Genomic DNA, 20,949 nt, shown 5'->3' with positions numbered 1-20,949 from the left:
CGCTGATCCGGCCACGTGATCAGCGGAGGTGCGACGTGCCGTCGGCCGACGACGCGACAGCCGCGTGTGCGGTGATTTCGATGCGCATGCCCTCCGCGGCGAGGGCCGCAACGGCCACACAGCACCGGACCGGCACCGGCTGAGGGATCCGGGCAGCGTAGACCTCGTTGAACACCTCGCGGTCCGCCATGTCCGTGAGGTAGATGGTCAGATGGAGCAGCCGAGCCAGTGAACTGTCCGCGGCCTCAAGCGTTTCCGACAGGTTGAGGAAGACCTGCTCGGTCTGGCGTCTGATGTCGCCGAGTTCCAAGGTGCCGTCGGCGCGGTCGGGGATCTGCGTGGTGTAGACGATCCCCGCGTAGGACACGGCGTCGGCCGAGAGTGCGGTGCTGGGCTCGCCCGATGGCGTCGGGATGCGCGTGATGGCGCTGCTCGTCATGGTGATCCTTTATTGGGGCATCCTGGTGGGGGCATGGGCCCATCAACCAGGGGGTTGACTGCGGGGTGACCGGCGCGAGATGGGGCGCGGTGTCGGCCGAGCGCTCATCGTCGTGCTCCCGTGAGCCGCGGTGAGCCGGCCGGCCGTGGTGTGGTGAGCGTGCCATTGCCGGCGAGTGTGCCGGGGCCGACGTCGGCGAGGCTGGTCGCGCCGGTGAAGGCGAGCGCGGTGGCCAGTTCGTCCGTGAGGATGTCGAGGATTGCGGCGGCGCCGTGTTGGCCGGACTGGACCGCGCCGTACACGGCAGGGCGGCCGATCAGGCAGGCCGTGGCGCCGAGGGCGCGCATCTTGACGATGTCGCTGCCGCGCCGGATCCCACTGTCGATGAGTATGTCGGCCTGATCGCCGACCGACTCTGCGATCGCCGGAAGAGCCGAGAACGTGGACGGCTGGGCGTCGAACTGGCGCCCCCCGTGATTGGAGACGTAGATGCCGTCGACGCCTGCGTCGATGGCGAGTTGGGCATCGGCCGGGCTCATGATGCCCTTGACGACGAGCTTGCCGGGCCAGCGTTCGCGGATACTGCGAATGTCGTCCCACGTGACGCGGTCGTTGTCGGCCTCCATGAACTCGCCCATCTCCTGGATGGTCATCGGGCGGCCTTCGATGGACTGGTCACCGAAACTGATCTTCGGCCCGAAGAGGAAGTTGCTGACCCAGCGGGGTTTCCGGGCGGCGTTGAGCACTCCTCGGACCGACGGACGGGCGCGCATCGTGAAGCCGTTGTGGAGGTCGCGTTCGCGCTTGCTGGACACCGATACGTCGCCGGCGATCACCAGGACGTCGACTCCGGCATCAGCGGCACGTCCCAGGTGCTGGTCGACGAGGCGTGGGTCGGCCCACAGGGCGGCCTGGCACCACACCGAGCCGGGCGCGGCCGCGGCCACGTCTTTGAGTGGAGTGCCGGACCATGCGCTGTGCACGAAGACAGTGCCGGCGGCGTGAGCGGCCCGCGCCAGCTGGATGTCGACCTGCGGGTGGAACAGCGAGAGCAGGCCCATCGGCGCGATGAGTACGGGAGTTCGCAGACGGTGGCCGAGGACATCGGTGCTCAGATCGACGCTGGAGACGTCGCGCATGATGCGCTGTTGCAGGGGGAACCCGGACAGGTCGGCGGTGTTGCTCGCGAGTGTCTGTTCGTCGAGCGCGCCGCCTTCGAGGAAGTCGTAGACGATGTGGGGCAGGCGCTTGCGTGCGGCCTTGCGATAGTCACTGACGTTGATGGGCTTGGGCATCGTGTTACTCCGTGGGGGCTTCGGCGGTGGGTACTGCCGCCGGTACGTCCGTTACGTGGGACATGAACGCGGTGACGTGTTCATCGGTGGTCGACCTGAACCGGTCCGGGGGAGCGTCATAGACGACGGTGCCGTCGGCCATCAGCACGATGCGGTCGGCGACCTCCAGCGCGAAATGCACTTCGTGGGTGACGATGACCATCGTGATGCCGGTGTGCGCGAGTGCGCGGATCACCCGCAGGACTTCGCCGACCAGCTGGGGATCGAGTGCTGAGGTGGGTTCGTCGAACAGCATCAGCCGGGGGTGCATCGCGAGTGCGCGGGCGATGGCCACGCGTTGTTGCTGGCCGCCGGACAGCTGGCGGGGATAGGTCGCGGCATGGTCGCCGAGACCCACCTGAGCCAGGAGATCCCGCGCTTCGGCCTCGGCTTCCTCGCGTCCGAGCCCGAGCACCTTGCGCGGGCCGAGCGTGATGTTGTCCAGGGCCGTGAGGTGGCCGAACAGGTTGAAGTGCTGGAAGACCATGCCGATCCCGCGGCGCTGGCGGCACAGCTCGGCTTCACGGATCTCGTGCAGGTGGTTGCCGCGCCGTTCGTAGCCGACGAGTTGGCCATCTACGCTGATGGTGCCCGCGTCCACCGGTTCGAGGTGGGCCACGCACCGCATGAGGGTGGACTTCCCGGCCCCTGAGGAGCCGAGGACACACACCACCTGCCCCTGGTCGACGTCGAGCGTCACATCACGCAGCACACTGGCGCCGCCGTAGGCCTTCTTCACATGCTGGACGGAGAGCATGGCGGTCATGAGGCGCGCCTTCCGATGGTTCGGGTGAGCTGGCCGGTGTGGGCAAGGAGTCGACTCGTCCAGCTCTTGGGGCGCACGCGCAGCACCACCTGGAGCCGACGTTCGAGGCAGCCCTGGCCGATCGACGCGAGGGTCGACATCGCCAGGTACCACAGGCTGGCCACGATCAGCAGCTCGATGGTGAGGAAGTTGACCGCGTAGATGTGCTGCGATGCGGTGAGCAGTTCCTGCGCGGCGATGACGCTGACCAGCGAAGTGCTCTTGAGCATGTTGATCAGTTCGTTCCCCGTGGGCGGGATGATGGTGCGAAGCGCCTGGGGCAGGATCACGTACCGCATCGCCTTGGCCCGGGACATGCCGATCGCGCCGGCCGCGTCGTGTTGTCCTTGCTCGACGGAGATCAGGCCGCCGCGCACGATTTCTGCCATGTAGGCGGCTTCGTTGAGGCCGAGCGCGACGATCGCGGCGGTGACCGGGGTGATGAGGGAGTTGGTCGGGCTGCTGAACCCCAGTGAGGTGAAAGGGATGTGCAGGGAGACGGTGGGGAAGACCAGGGCGAGGTTGTACCAGAGAATGATCTGGATCAGCGCAGGTGTGCCCCGGAAGATCCAAAGGTAGGCGGCGCCGGCCACGCGGAGTACGGGGTTGTCCGAACCTCGCATCACGGCCAGGATGATGCCGCCGATGACGCCGATCCCCTGCGCCGCCACAGTGAGGACGACCGTGAGGCGGATGCCGGTCAAGATCGAGTCTTCGGTGAGGTAGTGGCCGACCTCGTTCCACCGGATGTTCGGCGTGTCGGCCAGCGCGTAGACGAGCCCTGTGCAGAGGCCGAGCACCACGATCGCCGACACCCACCGCCACGGATGACGGCGCCGGATCACCCGCAGCACGCCGTCCCCGTCCTTGATGTCCGACGCCTGTGTGCCGGTCCGGGCCGGTGTGGAGATGGCCATGTCAGCCCTCCTTCCGTGTTCCCGCATTGAGCGTCGCCTCCGTGAGCAGGGAGCTGCCGGTGATGCCGTAACGGGCGCAGATCTTGGCGTGCGTGCCGTCGGCGATGAGCGAGTTGAGCGCCTTCATGACGGCCTCGGACAGGGAACGGTTGTTCTTGCTGATCACGAACCCGTACAGGAAGGAGGGCGCGGCCTTGTCGAGCACCATGGTGTAACGGCCTGCCTGAGTGGCTGTGAGGTGTTCGGCCACCACACGGTCGTCGAGCACCATGTCGATGCGCCCGCTCTGCAGCGCGACGACGGCGTTGGAGTCGGACGGGAAGACGCGAGAGGTGACTGCCGCCTTGCCGGCCTTCGCGCAGCGGGCCGAGAGGCTCTGAGCCACCTCGACGGTGGCCGAGCCGTTCTCGACTCCCACGGTCTTTCCGCACACCGCAGCCGCGTCCGAGAACTTCGCCTTGTCCGCGGACGGCACGATGCCGGCGATGCCGCCCTCAAGCATGTCGACGAAGTCGACCTGCTTCTGCCGTTGAAGGAAGTCCCCGAAGGAGGACGCCAGTACGTCGTGGCGACCGGCGCTCAACGACGGAATCAGGCTGTCCCAGGAGGCGTTGGTGAACTGGACCTTCAGCCCCAGCCTGTGTGCGACGGCCCTCATCAGGTCGATGTCGATGCCGGTGAACGTGGTGTTGTCCGCCTTCAGATACTCCATCGGCACGAACGGCACGTTCGTGCCCACACGCAGGACACCGCTTTGACGTATCGAGGCAGGAATGCCTGGTGCGGCCGACTTCGATCCATCGGGGCCGCCACTCTTGGCGGGTCCGGCACCACATGCCGTGAGCGTCGCCGTGGCCGTGACCAGCAGGCCCGCCAACAGTCGCCGCAAGGATCTGTTCATGAGTTGTTCCTATGGCTCGGGTGTCGCTGTGGTCACAAAAGTAGGAGCCGTCCCGCCCAGGAGCTATGGAACTGATTCCAAGCTTCACGCCGTCCAGTAGTGCCCAGCTCCAAACAGCGTCATAGAGTGCCGTGCCATGAGAAGTGCTTCGTCCACGAAGGTGGACCCACGCGGACCGGCGCTGTCTGAACTCATCGAGCGCGCCGGTGACGACGCGTGGCTGGTGCACCGCGCCCAGGATGAGCGTGTGCAATCGATTGTGTTGCGTGAGCCGGGTCAGCTTGAAGAGCGGATCCCGCCGCAGGCCGTGCTCCTCGCCGTGGGATACCGCAAGGGCGATCCGTCCTTCGGCGAACTCGTCGCGCGAGCAGGCAAGGCGCGTGCGGCGGGGGTCATCGCCAAGCCTGCGGGCATCGGCGCCGGTGAGTTCAGTGCGCTGGGTCGCCTGCACGACGTCACCACGGTGCTTGCGCGCGATTCCTGCGACTGGCTGCAGCTGGCGTCACTCCTCAAGAGCGCAGCCGCGCTCTCGGCCACGGATTCCATCGCCGGAGCAAGGCTGGGGGATCTCTTCACCTTCGCGAACGCCGTTGCCTCCATGACCGGCGGTGCAACCAGCATCGTGGACCCCACCGGCCGCGTCCTCGGCTTCTCCAACCTGCCCGGGCAGCCCATCGACCAGCAACGCCGCGACGCCACCCTGCTGATGAGTGAGATCGACTCGCCGGCGGCCGATCCCGACTACCGGACGGTCTACGCACGCGCCGGGTGCCTGTACGTGCCGGGCGGGGCCGGTGTGTTCGGGCGAGTGGCAGCTGCCGTGCGCAGCGATGGGGAAATCCTGGGCACGATCTGGGTCATCGCCGACACCAAGGACGCTCGGGCCAAGGCAACCGCCATCCTGCCGGGACTGCTGGACACGGCCGCGCTGCATCTCCACCACGCGCGCGCCGAGCAGGACCTGCGGCGCACGAGGCAGGCGAATCTGCTCGCCGCCCTGGTCCGGGCGCCCAACGAGTCCCTCGCGGCCGCGCTTCCGTTCGACGTCTCACAACGGCGCTGGTTCGTCCTGGCCATGCTGGCACCCACGTCTCACGACTCTGCGAGTGCGCCCTCGGACCGGCTCGTCCGGCGTCTTTCGGCGTGGCTCCACATCATTCATCCAAGTGCGCTCCTCGCCGAAGTCGACGCCCGGCTCGTCATGCTCTTCAGCGGCAGCGTCGAGCACGACTGGGTCCAGACGGAGCGAAGCCTCGAAGACTTCCTCCAAGGCACGCACCCGAATGTGGCATCCATGACGGTCATCGCCGGATCCCGACTCGGCGACGTGGGCGATATCCACGCCGAGTTCAAGCAGATGCAGACACTGGCCGGGCTGTTGCGGGCACAGGTGGTCACGCCCCGACCCGGTGCGTACGTCGTCCATCTGGCACACCATCACCATCACGTCGACCTCGCGGAAATGGCCGGCCTCAAACGCAGTGCGGACCCCCAACAGCCAGTAGTCCTACGTCAGATGGAAGAGCTGGACAAGCAGTCGGGAACGGACTACTTCCGAACGCTCCACGTCTACGTGGACAACAACCGCAACATCGCAGCGACTGCCGCGGCACTGGGCGTCCACCCCAACACCGCCCGATACCGGGTGGAAAGGATCCAGGCGACGTTCGGCCTCGACCTGGCCGACCTCGACACGTTCACCTGGCTTGTCCTCCACTGTCGCTACCGTTCGCGCTCGACCGTAGGGGCGAAGCAGGTGAACTGACGGCCACGGGGCGGGCGTTGGCCGCCGTGACCGGCGGCGGCCAGGGCCAGGAGCGTACGGTCGCTGCCGGGCCGCCCTTCCGCGCCCGTGCGCAATCCCTTGACCCCCTACCGACCGGACGGTATGTCTAGGGCCACTGTTACGGCCCCAGGAGCTGATGGGAACGGATGGGGCCCACCGGGATGATCCTCAAGAAGGAGCTGCGCTGATGGCCATGGTGGAGACCGTGCGGGGGCCGGTGGATTCGGCCGCGTTGGAGCGCACCTACATGCACGAGCACATATTCGTGCTGAGCCCGGACGTGCAGCAGAACTACCCCGGGGAGTGGGGCGACGAGGACACCCGGGTCGCCGACGCGGTGGACAAGCTCGGCGCGCTCAGCGCCCAGGGCGTCCGCACCGTCGTCGACCCCACGGTGATCGGCCTGGGCCGCTACATTCCACGGATCCAGCGCGTCGCCGAGCAGCTGCCCGACCTCAACATCGTTGTTGCGACGGGCTGTTACACGTACGAAGACGTGCCGTTCTTCTTCCATCACCGCGGTCCGGCGTTGAACGAAGCCGCGGGAATGGACGTGCCCGACCCGATGGTGGACATGTTCGTCGGCGACATCGAGGACGGCATCGCCGGCACCGGCGTCAAGGCCGGCCTGCTCAAGTGCGCCATCGACCGGCCGGGTCTCACACCGGGTGTGGAGCGGGTGATGCGTGCGGTGGCCAAGGCGCATCTGCGCACCGGCACCCCGATCACCGTGCACACCCATCCAGGAACGCGCACGGGGCTGGAGGTCAAGCGTGTGCTGTGCGACGAGGAGGGTGTGGACCCGAGCCGCATCGTGCTTGGGCACAGCGGTGACACGACCGACGTGGACCACCTGAGCGAACTGGCCGAAGCCGGGTTCGTGCTCGGGATGGACCGGTTCGGGATCAATCTCGAGACCACCTTCGAGGCCCGGGGCGAGACGGTGGTGGAGATGTGCCGACGGGGGTACGCCGAACGGATGGTGCTCTCGCAGGACGCCTCCTGCTACATCGACTGGATCGACCCCGCCGTCATGCCGCTGCTGCCCCAGTGGAATTACCTGCACATCCAGGACGAGGTGCTGCCCTACCTCGCGCGGCGCGGGGTCACCGAGGAGCAGATCGACACCATGCTCGTCGACGTACCCCGCCGCTACTTCGAGGCCGACGCGAAGGGGTAGTAGGGGCTGAGTGTTCCTTCCGCTGAAGAACCACTGCTGGCTTCGGCGCTCGCGAAGCTCCCGCTACTGGTCAGCAGCACGAGCTCAACGGCAGGGCCGTCCTCATGGACGTCCCCGCCGTTGGCACTCGGCACAGGTCAGTTGGACTACCCGTGGTCGTGGCGCTCACAGCGCTCGTCGTGCTTGTGGCGCTTGATCTTGGTGAGGTCGGTGGCGGTGCGGGTAGTGGTGTCACCGCCACCGATGGCGGTGTTCGTCACCCGGGCGTGGGCCCGGCAGGAGACGTCGACCCTCAGGGTGATGGGAGGGTAGCTGCTCCCGGCAGGGGGGGGCGTCGCTAGAGCCCGCTCCGGTGCCGCCGGAGGCACCGCCGCCCCCGGCGACCATCAGCAAGGAACCGCCTGTGCTGATGCTGGAGGCCCCGCCCCCACCCGGACCTTCAAAATAAAATCCGATGAGCGGAAAACTCCCACCTGGGGCGCCGCCGTTGAACCCGCCGGCACCCGGCGTCCCGGTGCCGTTGCAGCCTGACGAACCAGGTGTGGGCGTGGGGAATTGAGGCGGCAGACTGTTACCTGGTCTCACCCGGTGGAGCCGGGGGGCATCCCGCCGACGGACGGAATGTCGTACAGCACGAAGTGGACCGGTCCGGCGGAGGAGTCGGGGCGGACCTCTCGGGAGCGGATCAGATGGATGACCGCGGTGCGGACGGCGTCGTACACGGTGGTGTCGATGGCCGAACGGTCCGCCCCGACCGACGTCTCCCGGCGGAAGACGTCGGCCTGCTGCCGGGAGACGTCGGTCTGGGCCCGGTTGACCGCGCGCCGGGCGGTGTCGTCGGACGACTGACGCCTACGCGCCGTCGTCGACAGGGTCAACGCTGCTTAAATCGGGCGCTATACGCCGGTGGTGCCGTCGATGCGTTCCCGGAGCAGGTCCGCGTGGCCGTTGTGGCGGGCGTACTCCTCGATCATGTGGACGTAGATCCAGCGGAGGTTGACGTCCTGCTCCATGAAGCGGCCCGTATCGGTCAGAGCACGGTCGGCGCAGTGCTCGCGGGCGCGGGCGATCTCCGAGTGCCAGGTGGCGAGTGCGTCGCGCAGGGTGGTGCCCTCGGCCAGTTCGAAGCCGCCGTCGGGGGCATCCGGGTCGGCCTGCGGGGCGTAGATGGGCGGGGCCTGTTCTCCGGCGAACACGCGACGGAACCAGTTCCGCTCCACCTCCGCCATGTGCTGGACCAGGCCGGTCAACGTGAAGCCGGACGGTGGCACGGACGCGACGGCGGCCTGCTCAGTGTCCAAGCCCTCGCACTTCATGGCGAGTGTGGTGCGGTGAAAGTCAAGCCAGCATTCGAGCGTGGTGCGCTCGTCGGCGTTCAGGGGCGGCATAGGGCGTTCGATGGCGCTCATCGGTCGATTATCGTCAACAGTCGAAGCCGTCGACAGGCAGGGCCTCGCAACAGGGCGAACGTTGCCTGATACGGCACTAGTTCGACGCCGAAGCGCTTATCCGGGCGCTTGGACGAACGCTTCCTTCCGCGCCGCCCAGGCCCTCCGCCGGCACCGCGGCGAGCAGTACGCCGCGTTGCTGCGGTGGTCCATCCCGGCCACCCAGACGGACCCGCACAGGGGCACACCCGCCGACCCTCGTCCCGCTCGAGCGCGGCCGTCCGCAGCCTGACCCGCCGCAGACGACGCCGTTGCCTGGAACGACACACCCCCGAGCAGAACTCCGCCCGGGGCCCGGCATCCGGCCAGTCACCGCAGCTCGGACAACACCGGTCGCGTACAGGCCCGTTGATCCCGGCCACCCAACCGGATCAGACTCGCCCAAAGATCCAGAAGAGCGGTTCAGGAACGGGCGCTGAAGGTGCAGCCGTCAGCCCATCGTCCTGGCCCCGTCGAGGGACTCGCGGATGATGTCGGCGTGGCCGCAGTGCTGAGCGGTCTCGGCGGCGATGTGCATCAGTACCCGTCGGGCAGACCACCGCCCGCCCGGCTCGGACCACGGGGCCTCCGGCAGCGGCCACGTGACGTCCAGGTCGGGCACAGTGGCGACCACATCGTCGGTCCGGCGGGCCTCCTCGGCGTAGGCCGTCAGTACACCGTCCAGGGTCTCACCGGGCAGCATCCGGAACCCCTCGGCCCGACGGGCCCAGTCGGCCTCGGTCATGGCCATGAAGTCGACCGTGTGGGAAGGGCCGTTGAGGATGAAATCCACCCAGGTCCGCTCGACCTCGGTGACGTGCTTGATGAGACCGCCCACGCACAGCTCGCTCGCGGTGGTCCGCATCCCGGCCTGCTCGTCGGTGAGGTCACGGGCCGTGAAGCGCAGGAAGTTCCGCTGTTTGTCCAGGGTGTCCAGCCACTCGGCGCGCTCGCCGGTGACGGCCGGGGCCTGTGCCTGGTCCTGGGTGTCCAGCTTGTTGACAGCCATGGTCTACGCCTCCACGTGGTTCTGTTCCGTCGTGCAAAAGCCACGCTATGCGGCATCGAGGTCAGAACCCGTCCTAGATGCGCCCATGGTGGGTAGAAACCACGCCGAAACCCCTCGACCCAGTGACGCGTAAGCCCCGGGCGGCCGCAGTGCGACCGGCCCGGGGCATAAGGCTTCAGACGTCAGGCTTCAGGCGAGCTCCACCAGCAGGTCGCCGCCCTCCACCTGCTGGATCGCGTTGATGGCGAGCCGGGACACGGTGCCACCCTTCGGAGCAGTGATGGACGCCTCCATCTTCATCGCCTCGATCGTGGCCACCGTCGCACCGGCTTCCACGGTGTCGCCCTCGGCCACCGCCAGCGTGACCACACCGGCGAACGGCGCCGCGACATGGTTCGAGTTGGCCTTGTCCGCCTTCTCGGTCACCGGGATATCGGACGCCACGGAGTGGTCCCGCACCTGGATCGGCCGCAGTTGACCGTTCAGGGTGGCCATCACGGTGCGTACACCGCGCTCGTCCGCCTCGCCGATGGCCTCCAGCTCGATGAGCAGCCGGACACCGGGTTCCAGGTCCACGGCGTACTCACGCCCGGGGCTGATGCCGTAGAAGAAGTCCTTGCTCGCCAGCACGCTGGTGTCGCCGTACGCCTGCCGGTGGCTCTCGAAGTCCTTGGTCGGGCCGGGGAACAGCAACTGGTTCAGCGTCGCCCGCCGGTCCTTCGCAAGCCCGGAGCGCTCCTCGGCGGACAGCTCACGCATCGGCTCGGGGCCGGCGCGTCCCTGCAGCGCCTTGGTGCGGAACGGCTCCGGCCACCCGCCGGGCGGCAGACCGAGCTCGCCGTGCAGGAATCCGATGACCGAGGCCGGGAGGTCGAAGGTGTTCGGCTCGGCCTCGAAGTCCTCCGGCGACACCCCGGCCCCCACCAGATGCAGGGCCAGGTCACCGACCACCTTGGAGGAGGGCGTGACCTTCACGAGGTGGCCGAGGATCCGGTCGGCGGCCGCGTACATCGCCTCGATGTCCTCGAAGCGGTCGCCGAGTCCGAGCGCGATGGCCTGCGTCCGGAGATTGGAGAGCTGGCCGCCCGGGATCTCGTGGTGGTACACGCGACCGGTCGGTGAGGACAGGCCCGCCTCGAACGGCGCGTAGATCTTGCGCACGCTCTCCCAGTACGGCTCCAGATCGCAGACGGCCTGAAGATCGAGGCCGGTCGGCCGTTCCGAGTGGTTGGTGGCGGCGACGATCGCCGAAAGGGACGGCTGCGAGGTGGTGCCCGCCATCGAGGCCACCGCCCCGTCCACCGCGTCCGCGCCGGCCTGGATCGCAGCGAGATAAGTGGCCAGCTGACCGCCCGCGGTGTCGTGCGTGTGGATGTGTACGGGGAGATCGAACTCCCTGCGCAGCGCGGAGACCAGCTTCGCCGCCGCGGGAGCGCGCAGCAGCCCCGCCATGTCCTTGACCGCGAGCACATGGGCGCCCGCGTCCACGATCTGCTCGGCGAGACGCAGGTAGTAGTCGAGGGTGTAGAGCTTCTCCGCCGGGTCGGACAGATCGGAGGTGTAGCAGAGGGCGACCTCCGCGACCGCCGAGCCGGTCTCGCGTACGGCGTCGATCGCGGGCCGCATCTGGTTGACGTCGTTGAGCGCGTCGAAGATCCGGAAGATGTCGATACCGGTCGCGGCGGCCTCTTCCACGAAGGCGTGGGTCACCTCCGTGGGGTACGGCGTGTAGCCGACCGTGTTACGGCCGCGCAGCAGCATCTGCAGACAGATGTTGGGTACGGCCGCGCGGAGTTCGGCGAGCCGGTCCCACGGGTCCTCGGCGAGGAAGCGCAGTGCGACGTCGTAGGTCGCGCCGCCCCAGCACTCCAGCGAAAGGAGTTCCGGCACCGTCTGCGCGACGGCCGGTGCCGCCGCGAGGAGGTCCTTGGTACGGACCCGGGTGGCGAGCAGCGACTGATGCGCGTCGCGGAACGTGGTGTCGGTGACGCCGATGGTGGGCGAGGCGCGCAGCCACCGGGCGAAGCCCTCGGGGCCGAGCTCGGTCAGCTTCTGCTTGGAGCCGGCCGGCGGTTCGCCTTCGGGCAGTCGCGGCAGCTTGGTGGCGGCATCGATCAGAGGAGGCCGCTCACCGTGGGGCTTGTTGACCGTGACGTCGGCGAGGTAGGTGAGCAACTTCGAGCCGCGGTCGGCCGAGTGGCGTGCCGTCAGCAGATGCGGTCGCTTCTCGATGAACGAGGTGGTGACGCGTCCGGCGGCGAAGTCGGGATCGTCCAGAACTGCCTGGAGGAAGGGGATGTTCGTCGACACACCGCGGATCCGGAACTCAGCCACGGCGCGCCGGGCCCGGCCGACCGCGGTCTCGAAGTCCCGTCCCCGGCAGGTCAGTTTGACCAGCATCGAGTCGAAGTGGGCGCTGATCTCCGTACCGGCATGGGTGGTGCCGCCGTCCAGCCGGATGCCGGAGCCGCCCGGTGAACGGTAGGCGCTGATCTTTCCGGTGTCGGGGCGGAAGCCGTTGGCCGGGTCCTCCGTGGTGATCCGGCACTGCAGTGCGGCACCGTGGAGACGGACGGTGTCCTGGGACAGACCGAGGTCTTCCAGCGTCTCGCCCGCGGCGATCCGCAGCTGGGCCTGGACGAGGTCCACATCGGTGACCTCCTCGGTCACCGTGTGCTCGACCTGGATCCGCGGGTTCATCTCGATGAACACATGCTGTCCGGCGGGGTCGAGGAGGAACTCCACGGTGCCCGCGTTGCGGTAGCCGATCTGCCGGGCGAACTTCACGGCGTCGGCGCAGATCCGCTCACGCACCTCGGGGTCGAGATTCGGCGCGGGGGCCAGCTCGATCACCTTCTGGTGGCGGCGCTGCAAGGAGCAGTCGCGCTCGAAGAGATGGATGACCCGGCCCTCGCCGTCGGCGAGGATCTGCACCTCGATGTGCCGGGGCTCGACGACGGCCTTCTCCAGGAACACGGTCGGGTCGCCGAACGCCGACTCGGCCTCGCGCGCTGCTGCCTCGATCGACTCCCGCAGCGTCGCCGCGTCCTCGACGCGCCGCATGCCGCGCCCGCCGCCCCCGGCGACGGCCTTGACGAAGACCGGGAAACCGAGGTCATCGGCCGCACGCACCAGCTCGTCGACGTCGGTGGAGGGCTGCGAGGAACCAAGGACGGGGACGCCGGCCGCGCGGGCCGCGGCCACGGCGCGCGCCTTGTTCCCCGTCAGTTCGAGCGTTTCGGCGCTCGGCCCGATGAACGTGATGCCGGAACGCTCGCACGCGAGCGCCAGCTCGGGGTTCTCGGAGAGGAAGCCGTACCCGGGATAGATGGCATCAGCGCCCGCCTTGCGCGCCGCACGGATGATTTCCTCGACGGAGAGATAGGCCCGCACGGGGTGCCCGGCCTCGCCGATCTCGTAGGCTTCGTCGGCCTTCATCCGGTGCAGCGAGTTGCGGTCCTCGTGTGGGAACACCGCGACGGTCCGAGCCCCTAGCTCAAAGCCGGCGCGGAACGCCCGGATCGCGATCTCTCCGCGGTTGGCGACGAGCACCTTACGGAACATGCGCATGTCCTTCCGTCGCCCGGAATGGGCGAACTGTCGGGTTGCGGGGCGTCACGTTCCCGGATCATGCCATCTCTGCACTCCCGGCATCCAGGTGCACTACGTCACACGCCGTAGTGCCGGGTGACGACAACGTCAGGACCGGTCGATGCGGAAACGGTCGGTTCTGCCCACGAGTTGGCCCTGGAGGGGATCATCGATATTTTCCGTCCGCCGAGATATGAACGGTAGGTGAGCTGTTCACATGAAGACATCACGAAGGGCGCACGAAATGGGCACACGGGTGTGAGGTGTTCGACAGTGAAATGGATCCCACGCTCGAGCATTTAGGCACGTTGCCGATTACCTGGCCATATTTGGGATATTGCGAGGGCCGTGTAACGCGACGGCTGTTGTTTGGCGCAGAGTTGTACGGGCCCGCGCGACGCCTTGTGCGCGTGGTGCGGCAGGCGATTGCCCTGAGAGAGATTCAGGGGCATTGTTCGCCCCTGCCCCGGCCTGCAGAGCGACGCGTCAGATTGGATTCCCGTGAGCAATACCGACCCGATGGCCGGACCCCACCCCTACGACCAGTACCAGCAGCCCCCGCAGCCTCCGCGGCGCCCTGAGCGGCGCGAGGGCGGTGCTCGACGGGTGGGTCTGGTAGTCCACACCATCGCGGACATAGCCGCCGCATTCCTTGGTCTGTGGATTCTGCTCTACCTACTCGAAGCCAACCAGGGCAACGTCTTCGTCGAGTTCGTGCACGGAACGGCCGACTGGCTGGCCTGGTGGTCACAGGATGTTTTCACCATGGACACAGAAGGCCTTCGCGTTCTCCTCAATTACGGTCTGCCGGCAGTGATTTACCTGCTGATCGGGCATGGGATCGCCGCTCGTCTCAACCGCGTGTGACCGCGATCGGGCTCCGTGAAGTACGACAGATACCGAGAAGGACCAGTCCTGTGAATCTCAACTCAACCGGAAACGACCATCTGCCGGTCTACGAGAGCCTGGTACGCGAACGCGGTGACGTCGTGGCGGAGGCGCGCTCGGTGGCGGAAAAGGCGCTGTACCAGGCGGCCTACGCACTCAACGGTCACGGTGGGGCCCGGCCGGCGGCCGGGCCGGCCGAACGCCCTGCCGGGGCGGAGGGGCGCGCCGGTGGTGCCTGAGCCGTGAAAATATCGGCGCGCCCCTGACTCGGCTCAGGTCAACTCACGAACTCCCTGTCTCCATAGCGCACTTGGGCCGTGTCCCAGTCGACACCGAGCTTCGCTGCGAACTCCCGGGCCAGTGGCAGGTCGGCGAGCGGGGCGATGAGGATGAGCCGGCCGTCGACGGTGACCGAGCCGCCGCCGAGTTTGTCGCGGGCCACCGGGTCCGCGACCAGCTCGTCATGGAGTCGGCTCGCGCTGACGCCGGGCGCCTCGATTTCGAGCGCGTCGGTTTCCGGCGATGTCCGCGGCAGGCAGCGGAAGGTGAGCACGGACTCCTGGTGGTACGTCTTGGCGATGACGCCGGCCATGTGGTTCAGCCCGTCACGACTGACCCTGTTGATGTCGAACTCGCGTGAGCGCTCGTACGTGGCCTGCCTGAGATCGCCGGACCAGAAGACGCCCTGCAAGAGCTTCGAGGCGACGGGCGTGGACCCGTGGGCACGGATGATTCCGCGTACTTCGTGGTCGAAGCGTGTCAGGTGGGTGCGGAGCCCGGGGTCGGCCGGGTCGGTGATGACCGCGGTGTTGTTGGTGGCGAAGAGCTCCGCCGTCGGACAATCGGCCACGGCGGAGGCCACGGCGGAGGCCACGGCGGAGGCCGCGGCGGAGATCGTGTCGGAGGCCGCGGCCGGCGAGCTTGCGGCGCCGGTAAGCCCCAGTGCCAGGGCGGCGACGGTTGCAGCCACGAGGCGCAGCTGCCGCCGCGCGATGGTGATCTTCATGGGTTGATCAACGACGTGCGCCGGGCTTCGTTGCGGCGGCTGCCCGATCACGCCGGCTGCCCGATCACGCCGGGTCGCAGACTCTACGGCGCGGGACGTGCCTGTTCAGCTGCCGTACGACGTAGCCGCCGGACCAGGTAGACACCCGCGGTCGAGACCAGGACCGCCATGACCGCGATGAACACCTGCCCGGCACCTTCCAGGCCGATCGGGCCCGTCAGGACTCCGACACCGATGACCGGTACGGAGATGCCCGCGTACGCCACCACGAACAGCGTCGAGATCACTGACGCGCGACGGTCCGGGGGAGACGCCTCGGCCACCGCGGCAAGCGCGGCACGGAACGCCAGCCCTTGCCCCGTGCCGCCGACGAGCGCGCTCAGCACCACCAGGAGCAGCAGGTCCCAGCGCAGCGCGCCCGCGAGCAACGCCAGACCGGCGAGGAGCATGGCGCAGCCCAGCGGCAGGGATCGCGCCATCCCGACCCGGGTGACCGCCAGTTGGCCCGCGGTCGAGGCGAAGAAGGCGAGTGCCACGACCAGACCGCTCACGGCGTGGTTGTCCACGCCCAGGGACTCGGCGAGGAACGCCGGACTGACCGCGGTGAACACCCCGAACAGCGCGAAACCCACGAATGACGCGATGGCGGCGGGCCCGAACACCGGCCTCACCTGAGGGGGAAGGCTGGGCCGCTGAGGCCGTACGGCGCTCAGCGGCCGCCGCTCGCCCACGGTCTCCGGCAGCCACAGCAGGATGCCGGCCGACCCGGCCACCAGCACGAGGTGTACGGCGAAGGGCAGGTACAGCGGCCAGTCGGCGTACTGGGCGAGCAATCCGGCGAGCAGCGGACCGCACCCCAGCCCGCCCATGTTGGCGGCGGTCGCTACGAAGGTGGCCCGGGAGGCACCGCCGTGCGGTGCCAACTCGATCACGTACACGGTGGCGGCCCCCGTGAACAGCCCGGCGGCAAACCCCGAGAGCAGCCGACCGGCATACAGCCAGCCCAGCCCTGTGGCACTCAGGAAGCAGGCGGCGCTGGCCGCCGCGAACCCCAGGCCCCACAGCAGGACGGGCCGTCGGCCCACGGCGTCCGATGCGTTGCCGGCCAGCAGCAGCACACCGATGACCCCGAAGGCGTACACGGCATACACGACGGTCACCGTCAGTTCGGAGAACCCGAACTTGTTCTGATAGAGCCCGTAAAGGGGTGTCGGCAGGGTGGTGCCGGCCATGCACACGGCAAACACCGCGCCGGCGAGAGAACACTTACGCCATGCTCGGCGATCACCGTCCATGGCGTCGACAGTAGTTCCGCCTGCCCGCCCGGCATCGGTACGGCGTGGCCGACGCGCCGCTGGCAGGTCCGGCATGCCGGCTTGGTGAAAGGGACTCTCTTCGGCCCGGTCAGCCGTACATCACCACGTGGTACGGCGTCGCCTGCGCGTCGTCGATGGGATGGGGCTGCGGCCGCGGTGAACATGCAGAGGTTGGAGGTCGGTGCAACCGACCATGGCGGGAAACTCTGAATAGTGGTTCACTTCTTTCATGGCCTACCGCAAGACCCCAGCCGAAATCAGCCGGCTCGAAGCCGCAAGAGAGCGCCTCATTTCCTGCGCCACCTCGGTCGTGGCGGAAGTGGGCTGGTCACAGGCGTCCGTGACCGCCGTCGCCGACTCGGCGGGCATCGCGGCTGGCTCCGTGTATCAGCACTTCCCGTCCAAGGCGGCCCTCGCCGTGGAGGTGTTCCGGCGCGCCGCGGGACGCGAGGTCGACGTCCTGGACGAGGTGCTGCACGGTCCGGGCGACCCCGTCGAACGGCTCCGCCGCGGCGTCGAGGTCTTTGCCCGCCGCGCACTGGAGAACCGCGGCCTCGCCTATGCCCTGCTCGCGGCGCCCGCCGAACCCGCGGTCGGCGCCGAGCGGCTCGACTTCCGCCGCCGCTACCGCGCGCTGTGGTCCGAGGTGGTGCGCGAGGGTGCGGCGAAGGGCCAACTGCCGCCGCAGAACGCCGAGATCACCGCGGCCGCCCTGACCGGAGCCATCGGTGAAGTGCTCGTCGACCCGCTCGGCACCCCCGACGAGAACGCCACCGAGGAACTCCTCGCCGACCTCACCGTCGCGGCGCTGCGCTGCGCGGGCGCCCCGACCGCCTGATTCGACCCGCACTCCACAGGAGGCAGCAATGCCCAGCAACCCGACCGCCGTGACGCACGAAGTGACCAACCAGGCACCGCCGTTGACCGGCCATGACGTCGCCGACGACGCGGTCCTCATCGAGGGCGTGCGCCGCGAGGGCGCCGCCTGGTCCCTCGACGACCTCCACCGGATCGGCCGCCGTGCGGGCAGCGAAGAGGTGCAGCGCTGGGCCGACGAGGCCAACCGCCACGAGCCGGTGCTGCGCACCCACGACCGCTACGGCAACCGCATCGACGAGGTCGACTTCCACCCCTCGTACCACGCCCTCATGGACGTGGCGGTCGGCGAGGGCCTGGCGGGCAGCGCCTGGGCGGACGAACGGCCAGGCGCCCATGTGGCGCGTGCCGCCGCCTTCATGGTGTGGAGCAGCACCGAGGCGGGGCACGGCTGCCCCGTCTCCATGACGTACGCCGTGGTCCCCGCCCTGCGCCACGCCCCCGACCTGGCCAAGATCTACGAACCCCTGCTCACCAGCCGTGTCTACGAACCCGGTCTGCACACCCCGGGCGAGAAGCGGGGTCTGCTCGCCGGCATGGGGATGACGGAGAAGCAGGGCGGCACCGACGTGCGCGCCAACACCACCTCCGCCACCGAACAGGCCGACGGGACCTGGCGGTTGCGCGGGCACAAGTGGTTCACCAGTGCTCCGATGAACGACCTTTTCCTGGTGCTTGCGCAGGCGCCCGGCGGGCTGTCCTGCTTCCTGGTCCCTCGCGTCCTGCCCGACGGCAGCCGCAACACCTTCCGCATTCAGCGGCTCAAGGACAAGCTCGGCAACCGCTCCAACGCGTCCAGCGAGCCTGAGTTCGACGACACCGTGGCCTGGCTCGTCGGGGCCGAGGGCAAGGGCGTTCGCACCATCATCGACATGGTGACGATGACCCGGCTCGACTGCGTCCTGGGCTCCGCCGCCGGCACCCGCGCCGCTCTCGCCCAGGCCGCCCATCACGCCCGCCACCGCTCGGTGTTCGGCGCCAAGCTCATCGACCAGCCACTGATGCGCAACGTACTCGCGGATCTGAGCATCGAGTCCGAGGCTGCCACGACCCTGGCCCTGCGCCTGGCCGGCGCCGCCGACCGTGCTCAGCGCGGCGACGACGGGGAGCGCGCCTTCCTGCGCCTGGCGACGGCGGTCGGGAAGTATTGGGTGTGCAAGCGCCAGCCCGTCGCCGTGGCCGAGGCCCTGGAATGCCTCGGCGGCAACGGTTATGACGAGACGTCAGGCATGCCGCGACTGTACCGCGATGCCCCGCTCAACGGCATCTGGGAGGGCTCCGGCAACGTCAACGCCCTGGACATGCTGCGGGCGTTGGCCCGTGAGCCCGAGTCCCTGGCGGCATTCCGCACGGAGATCGAGGCGGCGGCGGGTGGCGACCGGCGACTCGACGCGGCCTGGCAGGAGTTGCAGGGCGAACTCGTCCTGACCGAGGACGCCCCGCTGCGGGCCCGCCGGGTCATCGAACGTGCGGCCCTCGTGCTGCAGGGTTCGCTCCTGGTCAGGCATGCGCCGGCCGCCGTCGCGGACGCGTTCTGCGCGTCGCGGCTCGCCGGGGACCGTGGCCTCGCCTTCGGGACCCTGCCGCCGAGGACCGACTTCGCGGCGTTGCTGGAGCGACTGCCTGCGTGACCGTCGCCGTCAGCTGAACCCCGACTCGCCCCCGTGAGTGACCCCGGTCGGGGGGTTGCGCCGGCGAGCCCTGCTCGGGTGCCGGGAGAAGGCATTCGAGGTGTCCATCCTGGAATGCGTGCGTCGGAGTGGAAGGAGATACTTGACAGTACGGACCGAACCATGCCGGAAAGGGAAGTCATGGACGACTATCCGCTTCTCGACCTCTTCCTCACGATGCTGTACTTCTTCCTGTGGATCCTGTGGCTCTTCCTGCTCTTCAGGGTCGTCATGGACATCTTCCGGGATGACGAACTGAGCGGTTGGGGCAAGGCGGGCTGGCTGATCTTCTGCATCGTTCTCCCCTATGTCGGCGTGCTCGTCTACGTCATCGCACGTGGTCGCGGCATGGGCCGTCGCGATGTCAAACAGGCGAAGCAGACGGAGGCGGCGTTCCAGGACTACATTCGCAAGACGGCCGCCGAGGGGAAGACAGGCGCCGGAGGAGCGGACGAACTCGCCCGGCTCGCCGAACTGCACAAGTCCGGCTCTCTCACCGACGACGAATTCAACCGGGCCAAGACGAAACTGCTCGCCTGAATTCCCGGAGTTCGAGCGGAGGGCGCATCCCGAAAAGGCATGGCCCGAGAAGCGAAGCGACCGGCTGACGCGTCCGGCGCGGCGCGGTTGCCGCACCCCTCGCCCCGCACGCGCCTCCGCGCCCTCCGGCCCGATGGAAGCACCCCTTCCCCATACGGCTAAGGTAAGCCTTGCCTAATTAGTCATGGGGAGAGCTGGAGGTGTGCCGTCGTGCGCGCTGGTGGTGTGAAGGTCGTGCTGGCCGCGGCGGTCGTCGGAGGGCTCCTGGCGGGTTGTTCCTCGTCCGGAGGCGGGAGCGAGGCGGCGGAGAAGGGTGACGCGGGGCGCAACGCCGTCGCGGGTGCCGCGGACGGGAAGGGGCCCGCCGCCGCCCCTAGTGCCCTGCCCGCCGGCATCGCGAGCGACGCGAAGGACGGCGCCTTTCCGCGCACCGTCAGTCACTACAAGGGCAAGTCCGAGCTGAAGCGCGCTCCGCAGCGCATCGCCGTACTGTCCACCGGGCAGCTCGACGACCTGCTCACCCTCGGGACCGTGCCGATCGCAGCCACGCGCGCCGACAACGCGGGACTCGTACCCGACTACCTCGCAGGCGCCTTCCCGAAGGACAAGAAGAAGCTCGGGGCCATGACCGACGCGGGAACGCGGACCGCGCCCAACCTGGAGTCCCTGGCCCGCGCGAAGCCGGACCTGATCCTGGTCAACTCCTCGCTCGGCGACCTGTATCCCAAGCTCTCCGCCATCGCCCCCACCGTCGTCACCAAGGGGCAGGGGATCAACTGGAAGAGCGACCTCCTGCTCGTGGGCGCCGCCATCGGCAAGCAGGAGAAGGCGCAGCAGCTGCTCGACGGCTTCGCCGCCGACACCAAGGATCAGGGTGCCAAGGCCAAGGGCGCCGAGGTGTCCATGGTGCGATTCTCGCCGGGGCGTACGCGGATGTTCGGGGTGTCGTCCTTCACCGGTTCCATCGCCGTCGACATGGGGCTCGCCCGCCCCGAGGCCCAGCAGTTCCGGGCCATTTCGCAGGACATCGGGGCCGAGCGCATCGACACGGCGGACGGGGACTGGATCTTCTACTCGGTGCAGGGCAAGACGGCCAAGACCGATGCGGCGAACGTGCTCTCCGGGCCGCTGTGGAAGTCGATGCGGGGTGTCAAGGCCAAGCAGGCCGTGCAGGTCGACGACGACCCCTGGTACCTGAACGCCGGCCCCACCGCCGCCCGGCTCGTCCTCGGCGAGCTCACCGAGCACCTCGGCTGAGACGTGC

Annotated in this window: 19 protein-coding genes; 8 read left to right on the top strand and 11 right to left on the bottom strand. The window is 68.5% G+C overall.

Features of this window, described 5'->3' with window-relative positions:
* Window positions 1-19: 19 nt before the first annotated feature.
* From AC07EJ_RS42755 to AC07EJ_RS42735, 5 genes are all read right to left on the bottom strand, one after another.
* Window positions 20-439 (bottom strand): RidA family protein, encoded by a 420-nt coding sequence (locus tag AC07EJ_RS42755; protein ID WP_389486601.1) that lies wholly within the window; start codon window positions 437-439, stop codon window positions 20-22.
* Window positions 440-543: 104 nt separating this feature from the next.
* Window positions 544-1,734 carry an alpha-hydroxy acid oxidase gene (locus AC07EJ_RS42750; RefSeq protein WP_478886262.1) on the bottom strand — a complete coding sequence of 397 codons (1,191 nt, stop codon included), beginning with the start codon at window positions 1,732-1,734 and terminating at the stop codon, window positions 544-546.
* A gap of 4 nt (window positions 1,735-1,738) precedes the next feature.
* Window positions 1,739-2,539: an amino acid ABC transporter ATP-binding protein gene (locus AC07EJ_RS42745; RefSeq protein WP_393585233.1), complete on the bottom strand. Its 801-nt coding sequence runs from the start codon at window positions 2,537-2,539 to the stop codon at window positions 1,739-1,741.
* A complete protein-coding gene (locus AC07EJ_RS42740) occupies window positions 2,536-3,495 on the bottom strand; it encodes an amino acid ABC transporter permease (RefSeq protein WP_478886261.1) in 960 nt (319 codons plus the stop codon). The genes AC07EJ_RS42745 and AC07EJ_RS42740 overlap by 4 nt, the downstream gene beginning before the upstream one ends.
* Before the next feature lies 1 nt (window position 3,496).
* Complete coding sequence (locus AC07EJ_RS42735) at window positions 3,497-4,234, bottom strand: ABC transporter substrate-binding protein (protein ID WP_478886260.1); 738 nt, start codon at window positions 4,232-4,234, stop codon at window positions 3,497-3,499.
* A 322-nt stretch (window positions 4,235-4,556) separates the two neighbouring features.
* Here AC07EJ_RS42735 and AC07EJ_RS42730 point away from each other — a divergent pair, with 322 nt between their 5' ends.
* A complete protein-coding gene (locus AC07EJ_RS42730; RefSeq protein WP_478886259.1) occupies window positions 4,557-6,161 on the top strand; it encodes a PucR family transcriptional regulator in 1,605 nt (534 codons plus the stop codon).
* Between the two features lie 208 nt (window positions 6,162-6,369).
* Window positions 6,370-7,362 carry a phosphotriesterase family protein gene (locus tag AC07EJ_RS42725; protein ID WP_478886258.1) on the top strand — a complete coding sequence of 331 codons (993 nt, stop codon included), beginning with the start codon at window positions 6,370-6,372 and terminating at the stop codon, window positions 7,360-7,362.
* A 581-nt stretch (window positions 7,363-7,943) separates the two neighbouring features.
* Here AC07EJ_RS42725 and AC07EJ_RS42720 read toward each other — a convergent pair.
* The 4 genes from AC07EJ_RS42720 to AC07EJ_RS42705 all read right to left on the bottom strand — a co-directional run bounded on the left by AC07EJ_RS42720 (window position 7,944) and on the right by AC07EJ_RS42705 (window position 13,362).
* A complete protein-coding gene (locus AC07EJ_RS42720; protein ID WP_478886257.1) occupies window positions 7,944-8,240 on the bottom strand; it encodes a hypothetical protein in 297 nt (98 codons plus the stop codon).
* An 18-nt stretch (window positions 8,241-8,258) separates the two neighbouring features.
* Window positions 8,259-8,771, bottom strand: a complete 513-nt coding sequence (locus AC07EJ_RS42715; protein WP_478886256.1) for a DinB family protein — start codon at window positions 8,769-8,771, stop codon at window positions 8,259-8,261.
* Between the two features lie 469 nt (window positions 8,772-9,240).
* Window positions 9,241-9,798, bottom strand: a complete 558-nt coding sequence (locus AC07EJ_RS42710) for a DinB family protein (RefSeq protein ID WP_389486584.1) — start codon at window positions 9,796-9,798, stop codon at window positions 9,241-9,243.
* A gap of 189 nt (window positions 9,799-9,987) precedes the next feature.
* Window positions 9,988-13,362 carry a pyruvate carboxylase gene (locus AC07EJ_RS42705; protein WP_389486582.1) on the bottom strand — a complete coding sequence of 1,125 codons (3,375 nt, stop codon included), beginning with the start codon at window positions 13,360-13,362 and terminating at the stop codon, window positions 9,988-9,990.
* A gap of 528 nt (window positions 13,363-13,890) precedes the next feature.
* Here AC07EJ_RS42705 and AC07EJ_RS42700 point away from each other — a divergent pair.
* Together AC07EJ_RS42700 and AC07EJ_RS42695 are read left to right on the top strand one after the other, a co-directional pair.
* Window positions 13,891-14,256, top strand: coding sequence for a hypothetical protein (locus AC07EJ_RS42700; protein WP_478886255.1), 366 nt, complete (start codon window positions 13,891-13,893; stop codon window positions 14,254-14,256).
* A 50-nt stretch (window positions 14,257-14,306) separates the two neighbouring features.
* On the top strand, window positions 14,307-14,516 hold the full coding sequence (locus AC07EJ_RS42695; RefSeq protein WP_389486578.1) for a hypothetical protein: 210 nt from the start codon (window positions 14,307-14,309) through the stop codon (window positions 14,514-14,516).
* A 38-nt stretch (window positions 14,517-14,554) separates the two neighbouring features.
* Here the strand turns inward: AC07EJ_RS42695 and AC07EJ_RS42690 are convergent, their stop codons facing one another.
* Complete coding sequence (locus AC07EJ_RS42690; RefSeq protein WP_478886254.1) at window positions 14,555-15,283, bottom strand: hypothetical protein; 729 nt, start codon at window positions 15,281-15,283, stop codon at window positions 14,555-14,557.
* An 83-nt stretch (window positions 15,284-15,366) separates the two neighbouring features.
* A complete protein-coding gene (locus AC07EJ_RS42685) occupies window positions 15,367-16,578 on the bottom strand; it encodes an MFS transporter (RefSeq protein WP_389486574.1) in 1,212 nt (403 codons plus the stop codon).
* Window positions 16,579-16,828: 250 nt separating this feature from the next.
* Between AC07EJ_RS42685 and AC07EJ_RS42680 the strand changes: the two genes are divergently transcribed.
* The 4 genes from AC07EJ_RS42680 to AC07EJ_RS42665 all read left to right on the top strand — a co-directional run bounded on the left by AC07EJ_RS42680 (window position 16,829) and on the right by AC07EJ_RS42665 (window position 20,942).
* Window positions 16,829-17,437 carry a TetR/AcrR family transcriptional regulator gene (locus AC07EJ_RS42680; protein ID WP_478886253.1) on the top strand — a complete coding sequence of 203 codons (609 nt, stop codon included), beginning with the start codon at window positions 16,829-16,831 and terminating at the stop codon, window positions 17,435-17,437.
* Window positions 17,438-17,465: 28 nt separating this feature from the next.
* On the top strand, window positions 17,466-19,106 hold the full coding sequence (locus tag AC07EJ_RS42675) for an acyl-CoA dehydrogenase family protein (RefSeq protein WP_478886252.1): 1,641 nt from the start codon (window positions 17,466-17,468) through the stop codon (window positions 19,104-19,106).
* Between the two features lie 180 nt (window positions 19,107-19,286).
* The gene (locus AC07EJ_RS42670) at window positions 19,287-19,685 is read left to right on the top strand and encodes an SHOCT domain-containing protein (RefSeq protein WP_389486618.1); all 399 of its coding nucleotides are present in this window, start codon (window positions 19,287-19,289) and stop codon (window positions 19,683-19,685) included.
* 210 nt (window positions 19,686-19,895) lie between these two features.
* Complete coding sequence (locus AC07EJ_RS42665; protein WP_478886251.1) at window positions 19,896-20,942, top strand: iron-siderophore ABC transporter substrate-binding protein; 1,047 nt, start codon at window positions 19,896-19,898, stop codon at window positions 20,940-20,942.
* The last annotated feature ends 7 nt before the right edge of the window (window positions 20,943-20,949 follow it).

It is taken from the genome of Streptomyces sp. NPDC045026 (genome assembly GCF_056432625.1).
Note: the sequence above shows the minus strand (reverse complement) of the source record. Positions and strands in the feature narration are given on the sequence as shown.